19 protein-coding genes and 1 riboswitch are annotated in these 14,777 nt (G+C 74.3%); of the genes, 11 read left to right on the top strand and 8 right to left on the bottom strand.

From position 1 onward, the window contains the following. The first annotated feature begins 57 nt into the window (after positions 1 to 57). Positions 58 to 1,197, top strand: a complete 1,140-nt coding sequence (locus FHX81_RS35795) for a sensor histidine kinase (protein WP_141982912.1) — start codon at positions 58 to 60, stop codon at positions 1,195 to 1,197. Beyond that, complete coding sequence (locus FHX81_RS35790) at positions 1,194 to 1,865, top strand: response regulator (protein WP_141982911.1); 672 nt, start codon at positions 1,194 to 1,196, stop codon at positions 1,863 to 1,865. Before FHX81_RS35795 ends, FHX81_RS35790 begins: the two co-directional genes overlap by 4 nt. Here FHX81_RS35790 and FHX81_RS35785 read toward each other — a convergent pair. Together FHX81_RS35785 and FHX81_RS35780 are read right to left on the bottom strand one after the other, a co-directional pair. Further along, entirely contained in the window at positions 1,840 to 2,970 is a 1,131-nt protein-coding gene (locus FHX81_RS35785) for a site-2 protease family protein (protein WP_141982910.1), read from the bottom strand. The genes FHX81_RS35790 and FHX81_RS35785 overlap by 26 nt on opposite strands. A gap of 26 nt (positions 2,971 to 2,996) precedes the next feature. Continuing rightward, the gene (locus FHX81_RS35780; RefSeq protein ID WP_141982909.1) at positions 2,997 to 3,722 is read right to left on the bottom strand and encodes a TetR/AcrR family transcriptional regulator; all 726 of its coding nucleotides are present in this window, start codon (positions 3,720 to 3,722) and stop codon (positions 2,997 to 2,999) included. 87 nt (positions 3,723 to 3,809) lie between these two features. On the opposite strand from FHX81_RS35780, the gene FHX81_RS35775 reads away from it, so the two are divergent. From FHX81_RS35775 to FHX81_RS35760, 4 genes are read left to right on the top strand one after another with little or no spacing between them, the layout of a single operon-like run. Continuing rightward, a complete protein-coding gene (locus tag FHX81_RS35775) occupies positions 3,810 to 4,967 on the top strand; it encodes an FAD-dependent monooxygenase (RefSeq protein ID WP_141982908.1) in 1,158 nt (385 codons plus the stop codon). Positions 4,968 to 5,010: 43 nt separating this feature from the next. After that, on the top strand, positions 5,011 to 5,877 hold the full coding sequence (locus tag FHX81_RS35770) for a RecB family exonuclease (RefSeq protein WP_141982907.1): 867 nt from the start codon (positions 5,011 to 5,013) through the stop codon (positions 5,875 to 5,877). Between the two features lie 11 nt (positions 5,878 to 5,888). Further along, positions 5,889 to 6,665: a thioesterase family protein gene (locus FHX81_RS35765; protein ID WP_170232503.1), complete on the top strand. Its 777-nt coding sequence runs from the start codon at positions 5,889 to 5,891 to the stop codon at positions 6,663 to 6,665. A gap of 38 nt (positions 6,666 to 6,703) precedes the next feature. Further along, a complete protein-coding gene (locus tag FHX81_RS35760; protein ID WP_141982905.1) occupies positions 6,704 to 7,339 on the top strand; it encodes a phosphoribosyltransferase in 636 nt (211 codons plus the stop codon). Here the strand turns inward: FHX81_RS35760 and FHX81_RS35755 are convergent. The 4 genes from FHX81_RS35755 to FHX81_RS35740 are packed head-to-tail and all read right to left on the bottom strand — an operon-like array spanning position 7,324 to position 8,762. Continuing rightward, entirely contained in the window at positions 7,324 to 7,611 is a 288-nt protein-coding gene (locus FHX81_RS35755; protein WP_141982904.1) for an antibiotic biosynthesis monooxygenase family protein, read from the bottom strand. The genes FHX81_RS35760 and FHX81_RS35755 overlap by 16 nt on opposite strands. Beyond that, a complete protein-coding gene (locus tag FHX81_RS35750) occupies positions 7,608 to 7,871 on the bottom strand; it encodes a phosphoribosyl-ATP diphosphatase (RefSeq protein ID WP_033434999.1) in 264 nt (87 codons plus the stop codon). Before FHX81_RS35750 ends, FHX81_RS35755 begins: the two co-directional genes overlap by 4 nt. Before the next feature lie 44 nt (positions 7,872 to 7,915). Continuing rightward, entirely contained in the window at positions 7,916 to 8,296 is a 381-nt protein-coding gene (locus FHX81_RS35745; protein ID WP_141982903.1) for a hypothetical protein, read from the bottom strand. Positions 8,297 to 8,306: 10 nt separating this feature from the next. Then, complete coding sequence (locus tag FHX81_RS35740) at positions 8,307 to 8,762, bottom strand: N-acetyltransferase (protein ID WP_141982902.1); 456 nt, start codon at positions 8,760 to 8,762, stop codon at positions 8,307 to 8,309. 84 nt (positions 8,763 to 8,846) lie between these two features. Here FHX81_RS35740 and FHX81_RS35735 point away from each other — a divergent pair, with 84 nt between their 5' ends. Next, on the top strand, positions 8,847 to 10,022 hold the full coding sequence (locus FHX81_RS35735) for a GNAT family N-acetyltransferase (RefSeq protein WP_141982901.1): 1,176 nt from the start codon (positions 8,847 to 8,849) through the stop codon (positions 10,020 to 10,022). On the opposite strand, the gene FHX81_RS35730 is transcribed toward FHX81_RS35735, so the two are convergent. After that, positions 10,010 to 10,696 (bottom strand): LysE family translocator, encoded by a 687-nt coding sequence (locus FHX81_RS35730; RefSeq protein ID WP_141982900.1) that lies wholly within the window; start codon positions 10,694 to 10,696, stop codon positions 10,010 to 10,012. The two genes, FHX81_RS35735 and FHX81_RS35730, sit on opposite strands and share 13 nt — an antisense overlap. A gap of 18 nt (positions 10,697 to 10,714) precedes the next feature. On the opposite strand from FHX81_RS35730, the gene FHX81_RS35725 reads away from it, so the two are divergent. From FHX81_RS35725 to FHX81_RS35715, 3 genes are all read left to right on the top strand, one after another. Next, positions 10,715 to 11,380 carry a (2Fe-2S)-binding protein gene (locus tag FHX81_RS35725; protein WP_141982899.1) on the top strand — a complete coding sequence of 222 codons (666 nt, stop codon included), beginning with the start codon at positions 10,715 to 10,717 and terminating at the stop codon, positions 11,378 to 11,380. A 49-nt stretch (positions 11,381 to 11,429) separates the two neighbouring features. Further along, a riboswitch (cobalamin riboswitch) is annotated at positions 11,430 to 11,613 on the top strand. A gap of 31 nt (positions 11,614 to 11,644) precedes the next feature. Beyond that, entirely contained in the window at positions 11,645 to 11,830 is a 186-nt protein-coding gene (locus FHX81_RS35720) for a CbtB-domain containing protein (protein ID WP_141982898.1), read from the top strand. Positions 11,831 to 11,841: 11 nt separating this feature from the next. After that, complete coding sequence (locus FHX81_RS35715) at positions 11,842 to 12,603, top strand: CbtA family protein (RefSeq protein ID WP_246108137.1); 762 nt, start codon at positions 11,842 to 11,844, stop codon at positions 12,601 to 12,603. On the opposite strand, the gene FHX81_RS35710 is transcribed toward FHX81_RS35715, so the two are convergent. Beyond that, positions 12,592 to 13,254 (bottom strand): HAD family hydrolase, encoded by a 663-nt coding sequence (locus FHX81_RS35710; protein WP_141982897.1) that lies wholly within the window; start codon positions 13,252 to 13,254, stop codon positions 12,592 to 12,594. The two genes, FHX81_RS35715 and FHX81_RS35710, sit on opposite strands and share 12 nt — an antisense overlap. Positions 13,255 to 13,586: 332 nt before the next feature. On the opposite strand from FHX81_RS35710, the gene FHX81_RS35705 reads away from it, so the two are divergent. After that, complete coding sequence (locus FHX81_RS35705; protein WP_141982896.1) at positions 13,587 to 14,483, top strand: PAC2 family protein; 897 nt, start codon at positions 13,587 to 13,589, stop codon at positions 14,481 to 14,483. The last annotated feature ends 294 nt before the right edge of the window (positions 14,484 to 14,777 follow it).

The following is a 14,777-nucleotide window of genomic DNA, read 5'->3' as shown; positions in this document are numbered from 1 at the left end:
CCCCGGGTCATCAGTTCGTAGGACGCCACGGGACCCGCCCTGTGCTGTGATGACGGGGTGGAGCTGCGCCTCGAACGCCGAGACGTGCTGGTCGCGGTGGCCTTCTTCACCGCGGGCCTGCTGATCCACCGGCTCGGCTTGGACCAGATGATGGGCAGCCGCGACGGGCACGCGTCCTTCGGCACGCGGATGGCCGTCCTCGCGGTGGCGTGCGCCGGCCAGGCGTTCCGCCACCGGGCGCCGGTGGCGGCGGTGGGCGTGGTGGGGGCGGCCACGGCGGCCGACCTCTGCTTCGGCTTGAGCGCGCCCATGATGATGGTGTGCATCGACGTGCTGTTCGTGGCCGCGCTGCACGGTCCGCGCAGGCTGCACCAGGTGCTCGTGGGCGTGGTGGCGGTGGTGACGGTCGGCATGACGGTGACCGCGGCGGCGGCGGTCGGCTGGCAGGAGTCCTTCTACACCGGGTTGCAGGTGTTCTCGCTGCTCGTGGTGCCGGTGTGGTGGGCGACGAACGTGCGGCGGCACCGGGAGGGCGCCGAGCAGGTGGCCCGCATCGCCGAGCTGGACCGGAGGGCCGCGGTGAACGCCGAGCGCAACCGGATGGCCCGCGACCTGCACGACGTGGTGGCCGGGCACATGTCGGCGATCGCGATCCAGTCCGAGGCGGTGCTGTCGCTGCGCTCGGGCGACCCGGAGACCGCGCGCACGGTGCTCAAGTCGGTGCGTGAGAACAGCGTGCGGGCGTTGGCCGAGATGCGGACGATGATCGACGTGCTGCGGGCCGACGAGCCGGAGGACGAACCGGTGGCGGCGTGGCTGACGGACGTGGGCAGGCTGGCGGACGTGGGCAGGCTGGTCGAGTCGGCCGCCGCGGCGGGGCTGGACGTGTCGTGGGGCCGCACGGACCCGGGCGAGCTCCCGGTGGGTGTGGACGTCGCGGCGTACCGGATCGTGCAGGAGGCGTTGACCAACGCGGTGAAGCACGCGCCCGGCGCGCGCACGTCGGTGGTGCTCGAACGGCAGGTCAGGCGGTTGGTGGTGGTCGTGCGCAACGAGGTGGTCGACGGCGCGCGCGGCCCGGGGACGGGAACGGGGTTGGTGAGCATGGCCGAACGCGCCCACCTGGTCGGTGGGGTGTTCTCGGCGGGCCGTGACGGCGACGGCGGCTGGGTCGTGCGGGCGGAGTTCCCGCTGTGATCCGGGTGGTGGTGGCCGACGACCACGCGGCGATCCGGGCCGGGCTGGTGATGATCCTCGGTGACGCGGACGGCGTCGAGGTGGTCGGCGAGGCGGCGGACGGCGCGGAGGCGGTGCGGCTGGCCGGGCGGTTGCGGCCGGACGTGGTGCTGATGGACATCCGGATGCCCGGCGTGGACGGCATCGAGGCGACCCGGCAGCTCAGCGGCGTGTGCGAGGTGCTGGTGCTGACCACGTTCGACCTGGACGAGTACGTGCGCGGCGCGCTGCGGGCGGGCGCGGCGGGGTTCCTGCTGAAGTCGGTGGAGTCGTCCGCGCTGGTGGAGGCGGTGCGGCAGGTCGCGGCCGGCGACGGCGTGCTGGCGCCGAGCGTGACGCGGCGGGTGATGCGGGAGTTCGCCTCGGCCGTGCCCCGGTCCCGCCCGGCCGGGTTGGACGCGCTGACCGACCGTGAGGTCGAGGTGCTGCACTGCCTGGGCGAAGGACTGTCGAATCACCAGATCGGGCGAAAGCTGCACATCGGTGAGACGACGGTGAAGACGCACGTGTCGCGGGTGCTGACGAAGCTGGACCTGCGGTCGCGGGTGCAGGCGGCGATCCTGGCCCAGGAGGCCGGGCTGCTCGGCGGCGCGGACGGCCCGGTCAGCGGCGGTCCAGCGCGGCCTTGAGGTCCTCGCGGCGCAGCACGCCCGCGGGCCGTCCTTCGAGGTCGACGACCAGGTACTCCCAGGCGGCGGTGCCGTGCACGCGTTCCACCACCTCCGCGCCCGTCTCGTTCTCCAGCAGCACGGTCTCCGGCCGGATCGGCACGGCGGCCTGCTCGGCGGGCGCGTGCGGCGACGTGCTGGCCAGGCGGCGCGCCAGCTCGCGGTCGAGCAGGCCGGCGGCGACGCCGTCGGCGCGGACCAGCACCACGCCCCGGCCGGCGGACGCGGTGAGCGCGCCGGACACCGGGCTCTCGGCGGGCAGTTGCAGCACGGGTCGGACCAGCTCGCCGAGCGTGAGGCCGTCGGGCCAGGTGCTGCGGCGCTCGGCGGTGAACTCGCCGCGCGCGCCCGCCAGCACGAACCAGGCGGTCAGCAGGCACACGCCGAAGCGGAGCCAGCGGTCCTCGGCGCCGTCGAGCACGCCCCAGACGGCCCACACGACCAGCATCGCGGCCACCACGCCGCCGCCGATCACCGCGGCCTTCGTGCCCGTCGAGCGGCGGCCCGTGGCGGCCCACACGCCCGCGCGCAGGATCCGGCCGCCGTCCAGCGGCAGGCCGGGGAGCAGGTTGAACACGGCGACGGCGGCGTTGGCGAACGCGGTCTGCGCGATCAGCAGCCACACCGCGTCGGGCTCGGGGATGGCGGAGGCGCCCAGCGCGAACGCGCCCGCCAGGACGATGGAGACGATCGGGCCGGCGGCGGCGATGGCACCTTCGTGGCCGGGCCGGGTCGGGGCGCGCATCACCTCGGACACGCCGCCGAGCAGGAACAGGCGCAGCCGCCGCACCGGCAGGCCCAGGCGCAGCGCGACCAGGCTGTGGCCGAGTTCGTGCGCGAGCACCGAGAGGCCGAGGAAGATCGCGAACGTGGCGGCGAGGAGCACGCCGGTGAGGCCGCCCGCGCCGGGCGCGATGCGGCCGACCAGCGGGGCGTAGAGCACCACGATGGCCGCCGAGCCCAGCCACCACGAGGGCGCGAGCAGCACGGGTATGCCGGCCGCGCGGAACAGCGGCAGCCCGCCGTCCCGGCCGACCTGCCGTCGCCAACTCCCCGTCGTCGCCACGTGCCGAGCCTAGGCGGCCGGGTGTATCAGGACTGTGTTGGATCAGGGTCGGACCGGGCGTCCTCGCCGATCCGGGCGCGCAGACCGGCGAGGATGAGGTCCAGGCCGAAGCCGAGCGCCTCGTCCTCGCCACCCTCGGCGGCCTCGGCCAGCGCGGCCCTCACCGCCGGGTAGCGGTCGCCCCGTTCGCGCACCACCTCGGCCAGGATCGCACCGAGTCGCGTCCCCGCGTCGCCGCCCGGTGCCGTCGCCGCCTGCTGGGCGATGCCGCGCACGTGCCCGGCGAGCACGGCCAGCACGTCCATCCGCGCCGCGCCGCCCAGGTCGGTGCCGTGCAGGAGGGCCAGCGCGGCTTCCATCCAGGCCAGCTCGTTGGGACCGACCACGCGCGGGCCCGTGGTGGCCTCCAGCACCCACGGGTGCCGCAGGAAGCCGGGCAGCAGCGCCAGCGCCCACGCGCGCAGCCGTGCGCACCGGTCGCCACCACCCAGGTCGGCGGGCGGCGTGCCCATCGCCAGGTCGGCCATGAGGGCGACCAGCTCGGCCTTGCCGGGCACGTACCGGTACAGGGACATCTTCGTGAAGCCGAGTTCCGAGGCGACCCGCTGCATCGACACGGCGGCGAGCCCCTCGGCGTCGGCGACGGCGATGCCCGTGCGGGCGATCACCTCGTGCGTCAGCGCGGGCTTGGGGCCGCGGCGGGGGCCGGGACGGTCGCCCCACAGCAGGTCGAGGCTGCCCGTCAGGTCCATCGCCACCTCCGCTGTTGCCGTCGCCCAAAAACTGTGTCTACGATACACAAATAGAATTGCTTCCTACGGACACGGTTTGGGGCGGACATGACGCGTGAGCGGGTGCTGGTCTCCGGCGCGAGCGTGGCGGGTCCCGCGCCGGCCCACTGGCTGGCGCGGTACGGCTTCGAGCCGACCGTGGTCGAGATCGCGCCGACCCTGCGCGGCGGCGGCGCGGCGGTGGACTTCCGCGGCGAGACCCACCTCACCGTGCTGGAGCGGACGGGCGTGCTGGACCGGCTGCGCGAGCTGCGGACCGGGGGCAGCCCGATGACGTTCGTCGACGAGCGCGGCCGGACCCTGCTCCACCTGCCGGCGGACTTCGCGGGCGGCGACATCGAGGTGTTGCGCGGAGACCTCGCACGAGTGCTCTACGAGCACGGGAGAGACGAGGTGGACTACGTCTTCGGCGACTCGGTCGTCGCGCTGGACGAGACGCCCGACGGTGTGGACGTCACGTTCGCCTCCGGCGCGCAGCGGACGTTCGACCTCGTCATCGGCGCCGACGGCATCCACTCGAAGGTGCGGGCGTTGGTCTTCGGGCCGGAGGAGCGGTTCGTCGGCCACCTCGGCTACTACGTCGCGACCTGGGAGCTGCCCGCCGGGTTCGACAGCGCGCCGGTGAGCCACAACGCGCCGGGCCGGCTCGTGTCCTTCGGCGACCGGGGTGCGTTCGTGGTCTTCAAGTCGCCGGTCCTGGCGTACGACCGGCACGACGTGGCCGCCCAGCGGCGGCTGCTGGTCGAGGCGTTCGGCGACATGGGGTGGGAGACGCCACGCCTGCTGGCGACCTTGGCGCACACGACCGAGCTGTACTTCGACTCGATCAGCCGGGTGGACGTCACCCCCTGGTCACGGGGTCGCGTCGCGCTGGTCGGCGACGCCGCGTGCGGCGCGACCATCGGCGGGATGGGCACGGGCACCGCCGTGGTCGGCGCGTACGTGCTCGCGGGCGAGCTGGCCGCGGCGGACGGCGACCACCGGGCGGCGTTCCGGCGTTACGAGGACCGGATGCGCGACTACGCGCGGCGGTGCCAGAAGGGCGGGGACCGCACGGGCAGGTTCCTCGCTCCCGCGACCACGTTCGGCCTGCGTGCGCGCAACGGCCTGCTGGGCAACCGGTTCCTGCTCGCCCTGATGCTCAAGGCGGGCAGGGACATCACCAGCAAGATCGACTTGCCGGACTACGCCTCCGCCGCCGCGTAGCGGAACCCGATCTTGTCGGGGGGTTGGCCTAGGGTTGCGTCCCATGGCAGTGCCGACGATCACCGACCGCCCTGTTCGCAGGCCAGCGCTGTCGCCCTCGCGAGCGGGCGACTTCAAGCAGTGCCCGCTGCTCTACCGCTTCCGCGCCGTCGACCGGCTGCCCGAGAAGCCGACCAGGGCGCAGGTGCGCGGCACGGTGGTGCACGCGGTGCTGGAGGACCTGTTCGGGCTGCCCGCCGCCGAACGCGTCCCGGAGACGGCGCGGGCGCTGGTGGGCCCGGCCTGGGAGCGGGTGCGGGCCGAGCGGCCGGAGTTCGCCGGGCTGTTCGCCGAGGGCGATCCGGAGCAGGAGCAGTGGCTGGCGTCGGCGGAGGAGCTGCTGGAGGGCTACTTCGGGCTGGAGGACCCGCGCCGGTTCGACCCGGACGCCCGCGAGCTGCTGGTGGAGTGGGAACTGCCGTCGGGCGTGCTGCTGCGCGGGTACGTCGACCGCGTGGACGTGGCGCCGACCGGCGAGATCCGGGTGGTCGACTACAAGACCGGGGCCGCGCCGCGCGAGGTCGGCGAGGCCAAGGCGCTGTTCCAGATGAAGTTCTACGCGCTGGTGCTGTGGCGGCTGCGCGGCGTGGTGCCGCGCCAGCTGCGGCTGATGTACCTGGCCGACCGGCAGGCGTTGGCCTACCAGCCGGACGAGGCGGAGCTGGCCCGGTTCGAGCGCACGCTGGAGGCGATCTGGGACGCGATCCTGCGGGCGGCGAAGTCCGGCGACTTCCGGCCGAACCCGAGCAGGCTGTGCGACTACTGCGACCACAAGGCGCTGTGCCCGGCGTTCGACGGCACGCCGCCGCCGTACCCCGGCTGGCCGGAACCGGACGCCGGTGTGGAGACCGCGTTGGACCGGGCCGACTGACCGGGGGTGCGCTGATGGACGCGTTCTACGAGCGGCTCGACGCCGACCGGTTCGCCTCGACCGGACACACCACCGGGCCGTGGGGCGACGACAGCCAGCACCTGGGGCCGCCGTCGGCGCTGCTCGTGCGGGCGCTGGAGCGGTGCGCGCCCCGACCGGAGGCGGTGCTGTCCCGGGTGGCGTTCGAGGTGCTGGGCCCGGTGCCGGTGGCGGAGCTGACCGTGACGGCGTCGGTGGCGCGGCCGGGTCGTTCGGTGGAACTGCTGACGGCGGAGTTGGCGCACGGGGGCCGTCCGGTGCTGCGGGCGAACGCGTGGCGGATCGTGGCGGGCGACACGGCGGCGGTGGCGTCCGGCACGGGCGAGCCGCTCGTCCCGCCGACCGGGTGCGACCCGATGACGGTCCCGGAGCACTGGCGGGGCGGCTACCTCGCGGCCATGGAGTGGCGTTCGGTCGACGGCGGCATCTTCGCGCCCGGCGACGCGGTGGTGTGGGCGCGACCGCGGGTGCGCGTGGTGGCCGGCGAGGAGCCGAGCGCGGCGCAACGCCTGTTCACCGTGGCGGACTCGGCCAGCGGCGTGTCCAGCCGGCTGGACATCCGCACCTGGTACGCGATCAACACCGACCTGACCGTGCACCTGCACCGCGAGCCGGTCGGCGAGTGGTTCGCCCTGGACGCGGCGACCGTGATCGGGCCGTCGGGTGTCGGCGTGGCGAGCAGCGTGCTGCACGACGAGCACGGGCCGGTGGGGCGCAGCGCCCAGTCGCTGTTCGTGCGGCAGCGCTGACGGTCGCCGCCGGCCGGGGACGCGAGCACCATGGAGGGGTGAGGTTCGCGGACCGCTCCGACGCCGGCCGGGTGCTCGCCCGAGCGCTGGTCGGGCGGCCGTGGACCGATCCCCTGGTGCTCGGGCTCGCGCGCGGCGGCGTGCCGGTGGCGTTCGAGGTCGCCTCGGCGCTGGGCGGTGAGCTGGACGTGGCCGTGGCCCGCAAGATCGGCGCGCCGGGCCACCCGGAGTACGGCATCGGCGCGGTCACCGCGACCGGCGAGCCCCTCTTCGACCCGGAGGCACTGCGGATGCTCGGCCTGACCCCGCGGGACCTGGCCGAGACGTGCGCGGCCGAACGGCGCGAGGCCCGGCGGCGGCTGGAGCTGTACCGCGACGGCCCGGTGCGCCTCGGAGGACGGGACGTGCTGGTCGTGGACGACGGCCTGGCCACCGGCGTCACGGCCCGCGCCGCGCTGCGCGAAACCCGCGGGCAGCGGCCGCGCCGCCTGGTGCTGGCCGTGCCGGTGGGCGCGGCGGACGCGGTCCGGGCGCTCGGCGCGGACGCCGACCTGGTGGTCTGCCCGCACCCGCGGGCGGACTTCCGGGCCGTCGGCCGGTTCTACGCCCACTTCGAGCAGACGTCGGACGAGCAGGTGGTCGAGCTGCTGCGCCGCCGTCAGGGCGCGCGGTAGTGCTCGACGGTCGGGAACGGGTCGTAGAAGTGGTGCAGCAGCGCCTTCCACCGCGGGTACAGCGGCCCCTGGCGGAAGCCGACCGTGTGGTCCTCCAGCCGTTCCCACTCCACCAGCAGCAGGTACCGGGACGGCCGCTCGACCGAGCGCCGCAGGTCCAGCGAGAGGAAGCCGGGCGACCGCGCGATGAGCTCGCGCGCCTGCCCGAACGCCCGCTCGAAGTCCGCCTCCAGGCCGGGGCGGACGTCGAGCGCGGCGACCTCCAGGATCACAGGTGCTTGTAGACGTCTTCGAGGGTGAGCCCGCGGCCGAGCATCAGCACCTGCACGCGGTACAGCAACTGGGAGACCTCTTCGGCCAGGCGCTCGTCGGACTCGTGCTCCGCGGCGATCCAGACCTCGCCCGCCTCCTCCAGCACCTTCTTGCCCTGCGCATGCACCCCGGCCTCCAGAGCCGCGGCGGTGGCGGAGCCCTCAGGGCGGGTGCGTGCGCGTTCGCTCAGCTCGGCGAACAGCTCGTCGAAGGTCTTCACGGGGTCCGATCCTCCCATCCCCCGAACGGCCGCCGGAACCCAGGTCAGGCCGGGACCGACCGCGCGGCGCGGGCCCGGGCCCGCAGACCCGCCCCCTGGGCCGCCGCCGACGCCACCGCGAACACCACGCCCGCCCCCGGGCTCGGCACGACCATCGGGACGACGTGGTCGAAGACGTGCGAGCCCTGGTCGTAGCCGGTCGCGACGACCACCGCCGCCACGACCTCGACCACGACGAACACCGCGGCCACCGGTGGGGCGATCCGGGCGCACGCGTGCATCACCGCGGCCGCGCCCGCGTAGGTCCACCACAGCGGCAGGCGGGACAGCTCGATGTCGTTGTCCCCGTAGGTCGCCCACGGCACGAGCACGGCCAGCGCGGTGAGGCAGACCGAGACGATGGTCCACTTGGCCAACGGCGTCACCGCACGAACACTAGATCCCGTAGTGCGGGCTGGTGAAGGGCCACACCTCGGCGATCCACCTCGGCACGAACGCGTCGAGCGCGCGCTCCAGGTCGGTGCCCACGCGGTCGTCCACGACCCACCACGAGATCCGCGCGTCATCGGTGCGCTCCGGGTCCTCGACGGGGTCGATGTAGACGCACCCGTACAGCTCGGTCTCGTCGGCGTTGAAGAGCGCGTAGTTGAACGACTCGTGCGCGTCCTGCTCGCGCTCGTGGCGGGCGAGGTCGACGCGGTCGTGCTCGTGGGTCATGTCGGCGGGCGGCCAGCCCCACTTCTCGCCGTAGAGCGACCACAGCCGCTGCCGCGAACCCATCACGGCGGGGTAGTCGACGTCCACATCGGACTCGCGGATGGGGCGCAGGTGGTGCTCGCCGTCGAGCGGCACGCGGGTCGGGTGGGCGAAGTCAGCGGGGAGCCAGGCCATGGCGCGGATTCTGCGGGGGACCGCCCCGTGCCGCCACCGAAAATCCGATGGCGCGACGTTCGCCACACCCCGCACACTGCCCCGATGACCGATGGGCTGGTGCTGCGGACCGCGCGCCCGGAAGACCTCCCCCGGATCGGCGCGCTGCTCGCCGACCGCGGCGAACCGGCGGACGCGGTCGACCACCGCCTGGTCGTCGAGGACCCGGACGCGGGCTGGGAGGCGTGCGCGGTCGTCGTGGACGGCGACGAGGTGGTGTCCACCGCGACCCTGCTGGACGAGACGCTGGTGCTCGACGGGGTGGAGATCCCGGCGAGCCAGGTCGAGCTGGTCGCCACCGACCGCGCCTACGAGGGACGCGGGCTGGTGCGCGCGCTCATGGACTGGGCGCACGAGCGGTCGGTCGCACGGGGTCGGCTGGTGAACGTGATGCTCGGCATCCCGTACTTCTACCGCCGGTTCGGCTACACGTACGCGATCCCGATCTCGGCCACCCGCCCCGTGACGGGTCGTCCCGAAGCCGGTGGGCACGTGCTGCGCGAGGCCGGCGTCCAGGACATCCCGGCGATGGCCCGGTTGCAGGAGGCCGAGCAGGCGCGGGCCGACCTGCGGATGCCGCACTCCCCCGCCCTGTGGCGGTGGCTCGTGGCGCGCGACGGCAGCACGGAGTGGCTGGTGGACCGGGACGGCGTGCCGGTCGCGACCGGTCGCACCACGCCGCCGGAGGAAGGCGTGCGGCTGTGCGAGGTGGCCGCGGTGGACGAGGCGGCGGCGCACGCGCTGCTGGCGCTGACCGGGGCCACCGAGGTGACCGAGCGGCCGGTGTCGGTGGCGGGTGCGGCGCTGGAACCGTTCCTCGGGCCGGCGGCCGAGGAGGCGAACTCGTACTACGTGCGGATCGGCGACCCCGTCGCGTTGCTGGAGCACCTGCGGCCGGTGTTCGGGCGGCGGTTGGCGGAGGGCGGTTTCGCCGACCGGGACGGCGAGGCGGTCGTCTCGTTCTACCGGTCGCACGTGCGGCTGCCGTTCCGGGCGGGCGAGGTCGGGCCGGTCGTGGCGGGCGGGCGGATGCAGGCGCCCGGTGCCGAGGGTGGCGCCGGTGTCGCGCCGGACATGCTGGCGTCGCTGCTGTTCGGCCCGCACGGCATCCAGGGGCTGGCCGCGCGGTTCCCGGACGTGTACCCCGGTCCGAACGCCGACCTGATGCGGACCCTGTTCCCGCCCGTGCGCGGTGACCTGATGACGTTCTACATGCCGTAGGTGGCGAACTCGACGCCCATCGCGACGCCCGCGAGCACGAGCAGCACGCCCGCGGTGGTGAGGGCGCGGCGGTAGCCGGTGTCGCCGAGCCGGCGGCGGCCGCGGGCGACGAGCACGGCGATCACGACCTTGCCGCCGACCAGGGTCAGGTAGAAGCCGAGCAGGAACGCCACGCCGGCGGGCGGTGACGTGCGCCAGGCGGTGATGGTGAGGGGGCCCAGCGCGGTCGCCCACGCGATCCACGGGTGCGGGCTGAGGAGGTTCACCAGCACGGCACGGCGCAGGGCGAGCGCGCCGGAATCGTCGGACCCCCTCGGTGGAATCGCAGCAAGGGTTCCCCTGGGCGGCGACCCCTGCGAAGCGTGGCGGTCGGGCGGCGGGGGCGGTGCGGTCAGGGAGGCGGAGCGGGCGTCGCGGACGGTTCGGACGCCGCTCCACACGACGAACACCGCGCCCACGACGCCCAGCACGCCCAGCGCCCGTGCGGGCAGGCGGTCCAGCAGGAGCAGCGTCACGGCGACCACGACGGCGTCGGAGAGCAGCGGGGCGCAGGCGGTCAGGGCGCCGGCCCGCCGGCCCGAGCGCAGCGCCGACGTCACCACCAGCACCAACAGCGGGCCCGGGCTGATGCTCGCGGCCAGGCCGAGGGCCAGTCCCCACCCCAGTGCGTCCACGGCGGCAGACTAGGTCACGTGTCCGAGTTCGCCCGAGTCCTGGCCACCCTGCGGCAGATCCGCGGCCTCAGCCCGTTCTTCGCCCTCGACGTCGGCCGGCCCGACGAGAGTTGGCACGACGGCGAAGCCCTGTTCCGCGGCCCCGCGCTGCCCGACGCCCTCGACCGGATCGCCGCCCGCTACCGCACCGGGGAACGGCGGGTCGCCGCGTCGCTGTTCTTCCTCGGCTACACCGCGCGGGTGCTGAGCCCGGTCGTCGCCGCACGCGCGGTCGACGGGGTCGCGCCCGACATCCGGCCCGGCAACCTGTGGTGGCGCTACACCCCGGAAGGGCTCCAGGTCCGGCTGAAGGAACCGGTCGCGGGCGTGGGCATCGGCGAGTCGCTGGAGCCCGTGGTGGAGGCGGTCCACGGCCTCACCCCGGTGGCGCGCGGCCTGCTCTGGGGCAACGCCGGGTCGAACGTGGCGGGCGCGTTGCGCACGATCAGCCGCGGCGGCGTCGACTGCGCGGTGCTGGCCGACGAGCTGTTCGCCGACCCGCCGCTCAAGGGCACCGGCGAGTTCATCCCGTTCCCCGGCGAGGTGGTGTTCCGGCGGCGCAGCTGCTGCCTGTACTACCGCCTCGACGGCGGCGGCACGTGCGGCGACTGCCCGCTGCCCCGACCCACCCCGCCCCGCCGCTGACCGCGTGAGGAGCACGACAACTCGTCTGGTCGGTTGTGCCGGCCCGCGATCGACATCTACGGTTCGCAGCGCCGCAGTGGACGGGAAGCCGGTGTGAATCCGGCGCGGTCCTCGCCACTGTGACCGGGGAGCCAACCCGCCGAGAACGTCACTGGTCGCGCACGGCGGCTGGGAAGACGCGGGGACGGCGTCGATCCGGGAGTCAGGAGACCGGCTGCGGCACGAGTTGTTGTTGACCTTCCACGAGGTATGGAGGAGGCCGTCATGACGAGCCCCGCGCACTCCCTTCCCGTCCCCATCCCCAGATGGGCCTACGCCGTCGCGCTGGTCGCGCTGGTGGTGACCTGGCTGGTCCTGCAGGAGAACGGCATCGCGCTCGGCCACGCCGCCGAGACCGTGCACGAGTTCTTCCACGACGGGCGCCACGCGCTCGGCGTCCCGTGCCACTAGGCGCGGCGGCCGTGTCGACGGACGAGGGCCTGACGTACAAGGGCCTGACGTACAAGGGTCTGCTGGCGCGCGGTGTCGGCGCGGGCGCGGTGTCCGGGCTGCTCGCGGGCCTGGTCGGCGTGCTGGTGGTCGAAGCGCCGATCCGGGCGGCGCTCGCCGTCGAGCAGGCGCGGCCCGCCGAGCCCGGCGGCGGTCACGAGCACGGCGAGCTGTTCAGCCGCGGCACGCAGGTGGTCGGCGGTGTGCTCGCCGCGGTGGTGGTGGGCGTGGCCGTCGGCGCGCTGTTCGCCACGGCGTACGCACGGTCCCGGCGCTGGTTCACGACCGAGGCGCCGTTCGTGCGGGCGGTGGCGCTGTCGGCGGCGGCGTTCGGCGCGGCGGCGGTGCTGCCCGCGGTGAAGTACCCGGCCAACCCGCCCGGGGTGGGTGCCGCGGACACGGTGGAGTACCGCACGGTGCTCTACCTCGGGCTGATCGCGGCCGGGTTGCTGGTCGCGGTCGGGGCGAGCGCCCTGGCCTCCCGGCTGGGCCGGTGGTCGCCACCGGTCCGGGCGACCGCGGTGGCGCTGGCCGCGGTGGCGGCGGTGGTCGTGCTGCTGGTCGTGTTCCCGGCGACACCGGACACCGTGCCGTCCGACGTGCCGGGCGGCCTGCTGTGGGAGTTCAGGCTGGCCTCGCTCGCCGAGACCGCCACGTTGTGGCTGGGTCTCGGCGTGGTGTTCGGCCTGCTGGTCGACCCGGCGACGCGGCGGGCGGAGGCGTCAGCGGTCTAGCAGCGGGGCGAGCGTCTCCCACCGCACCCCCACCAGGGACTCGCGGAACACGCGGCGCTCGCCCCGCTCCACCGGCACGTCGCACGGCACGACCAGCACGGTGCAGCCGGCCGCCACGGCGGACGCCACGCCGGTCGGCGAGTCCTCGACCGCGACGCACCGGACGGGGTCGACGCCGAGCAGGCGGGCGGCCTTCAGGTACGGGTCGGGCAGGGGCTTGTTGCGGCGGTCCACCTCGTCGCCGCACACCGTGACGTCGAACAGGTCGCGGCCGATGGTGTCCAGCGCGACCTCGGTCAACCGCCGTTCGGTCGACGTCACCAGGGCCATCGGCACACCGGCGTCGCACACGGCGCGCAACGCCTCACGAGCGCCCGGCCGCCACGGCAGGCCCGCGCGGAACAGCTCCTCGGTGCGCCTGCTGATCCACGCCGCGCCGTCGAGGAGGTCGGAGTCGGTCGGCACGACACCCGCTTCGGCGAACAGCAGCCCCATGGTGCGGGCCGTGCTCGAACCGACCATGGCCTGCCTGGTCGCGAGCGACAGCGTCCCGCCCAGCTTCTCCACGAACTCGTTGAGCGGGATGTCCCACAGCTTCTCGGAGTCCAGCAGCGTGCCGTCCATGTCCCACAGCACCGCGTCGACCGTCATATGCACCTTTCGAGTGATCATGGGAGTCCCGGGCGGGTCACCTGTTCGGCGTAATCATCCCGCAGTGGTGTGAACGGATCCCCACGACGTCGCGCCCCGGCCGCGGCAACCGTGCGGCCCGGCCCCGAGTCGACCGGGCGAAGATCTCGTCACACCTCCTCGGCCTGGGAAAACATCCGGGAGGAAGTCAACGGGCCGGGGTGTCGCACCCCTCGTACCGTGCACGAGGAGGACGTGGTCGGCCGGTGCGCCGGGTGAAGGCCGCGTAACACGAACCGACATGCGCCAAGCCTACGGCGTCGGGTGTGCGGCGGTGGTCGTAGTCTGGCCGCGTGACCGATCCGGACCAGGCCGCCCAGACCCCCTTCGACCCCAGCGAACCGCTCAACAACCCGATCATGGTTGCCGCGTTCGAGGGGTGGAACGACGCAGGAGACGCCGCCAGCACGGCGATCGAGCACCTGCAGCTCACGTGGGACGCGACGCCGTTGGCGGAGATCGATCCGGACGACTACTACGACTTCCAGGTGACCCGCCCCACCGTCCGCCTGATCGACGGTGTCACCCGGAGGGTGGAATTCCCGACGACCCGCCTGTCGGTGTGCCGCCCGCCCGGGTCGTCGACGGACGTGGTGCTCGTGCACGGGATCGAACCGAACATGCGGTGGCGGAAGTTCGCCTCCGAGCTGCTGGGCCACATCGAGGACCTGGGCGTGACCACCGTGGTGACGCTCGGCGCGCTGCTGATGGACACGCCGCACACCCGGCCGGTGCCCGTGACGGGAACCGCGTACGACGAGGCGGCGGCGGCGAAGTACGGGCTGGAGCGGTCCCGGTACGAGGGGCCGACCGGGATCGTCGGCGTGTTCCAGGACCTGTGCGTGCAGGCGGGCGTGCCCGCGATCTCGTTCTGGGCGGCCGTTCCGCACTACGTCTCGCAGCCGCCCTCGCCGAAGGCGACGCTCGCGCTGCTGCACCGGGTCGAGGAGGTGCTGGACGTCGAGGTGCCGCTCGGCGCGCTGCCCGAGCAGGCCGAGGAGTGGGAGCGCACGGTCAGCGAGATGGCCGACGAGGACGAGGACGTGCGCAACTACGTGCGGGCGCTGGAGGAGCGCGGCGACGCGGAGATCCAGATCACCGAGGCCAGCGGTGACGCCATCGCCGCGGAGTTCGAGCGCTACCTGCGCCGGCGCGGCCGCGGGCCGGGTCGGGGCCCGACGGGGATGTGACGCCGGGTGGTCGGGGCGCGGGCGTCGCCTGCCGTCCCGGCCACAGCTCCGCGAGCCACCGGTGGCCGGAGCGCGCGGGCCGGGAGCGCGGCGAGGGTCTCGCGCCGCTCCGGGGTCGGGCGTGGGGCGGTCCGGGTGAAGTCGTCCCGGTCCTCCGGGCGGGTGTGTTCTGCCTTGAACGGCAGGACCGTTCGGGCGCCAGGTACGGGACGCCGTCGTCGGTGCGGCGGATGACGTCGCGGTAGGGCAGCCGGATCGTGTCGTCGTGCCGGCAGATCCGGGTGTCGCCGTCGC

The sequence above is a fragment of the Saccharothrix saharensis genome (assembly GCF_006716745.1).
Lineage (GTDB): Bacteria > Actinomycetota > Actinomycetes > Mycobacteriales > Pseudonocardiaceae > Actinosynnema > Actinosynnema saharense.
The sequence above is the reverse complement of the archived record's forward strand: the minus strand, read 5'-3'. Positions and strand labels throughout refer to the sequence as shown.

Excerpts from the sequence above, each read along its gene's own strand:
- FHX81_RS35720 (WP_141982898.1), top strand. The coding sequence starts at position 11,645 with ATGACGAGCCCCGCGCACTCCCTTCCCGTCCCCATCCCCAGATGGGCC.
- FHX81_RS35780 (WP_141982909.1), bottom strand. The coding sequence starts at position 3,722 with ATGGACCTGACGGGCAGCCTCGACCTGCTGTGGGGCGACCGTCCCGGC.
- FHX81_RS35740 (WP_141982902.1), bottom strand. The coding sequence starts at position 8,762 with ATGGCCTGGCTCCCCGCTGACTTCGCCCACCCGACCCGCGTGCCGCTC.
- FHX81_RS35735 (WP_141982901.1), top strand. The coding sequence starts at position 8,847 with ATGACCGATGGGCTGGTGCTGCGGACCGCGCGCCCGGAAGACCTCCCC.
- FHX81_RS35710 (WP_141982897.1), bottom strand. The coding sequence starts at position 13,254 with ATGACGGTCGACGCGGTGCTGTGGGACATGGACGGCACGCTGCTGGAC.
- FHX81_RS35770 (WP_141982907.1), top strand. The coding sequence starts at position 5,011 with ATGGCAGTGCCGACGATCACCGACCGCCCTGTTCGCAGGCCAGCGCTG.
- FHX81_RS35775 (WP_141982908.1), top strand. The coding sequence starts at position 3,810 with ATGACGCGTGAGCGGGTGCTGGTCTCCGGCGCGAGCGTGGCGGGTCCC.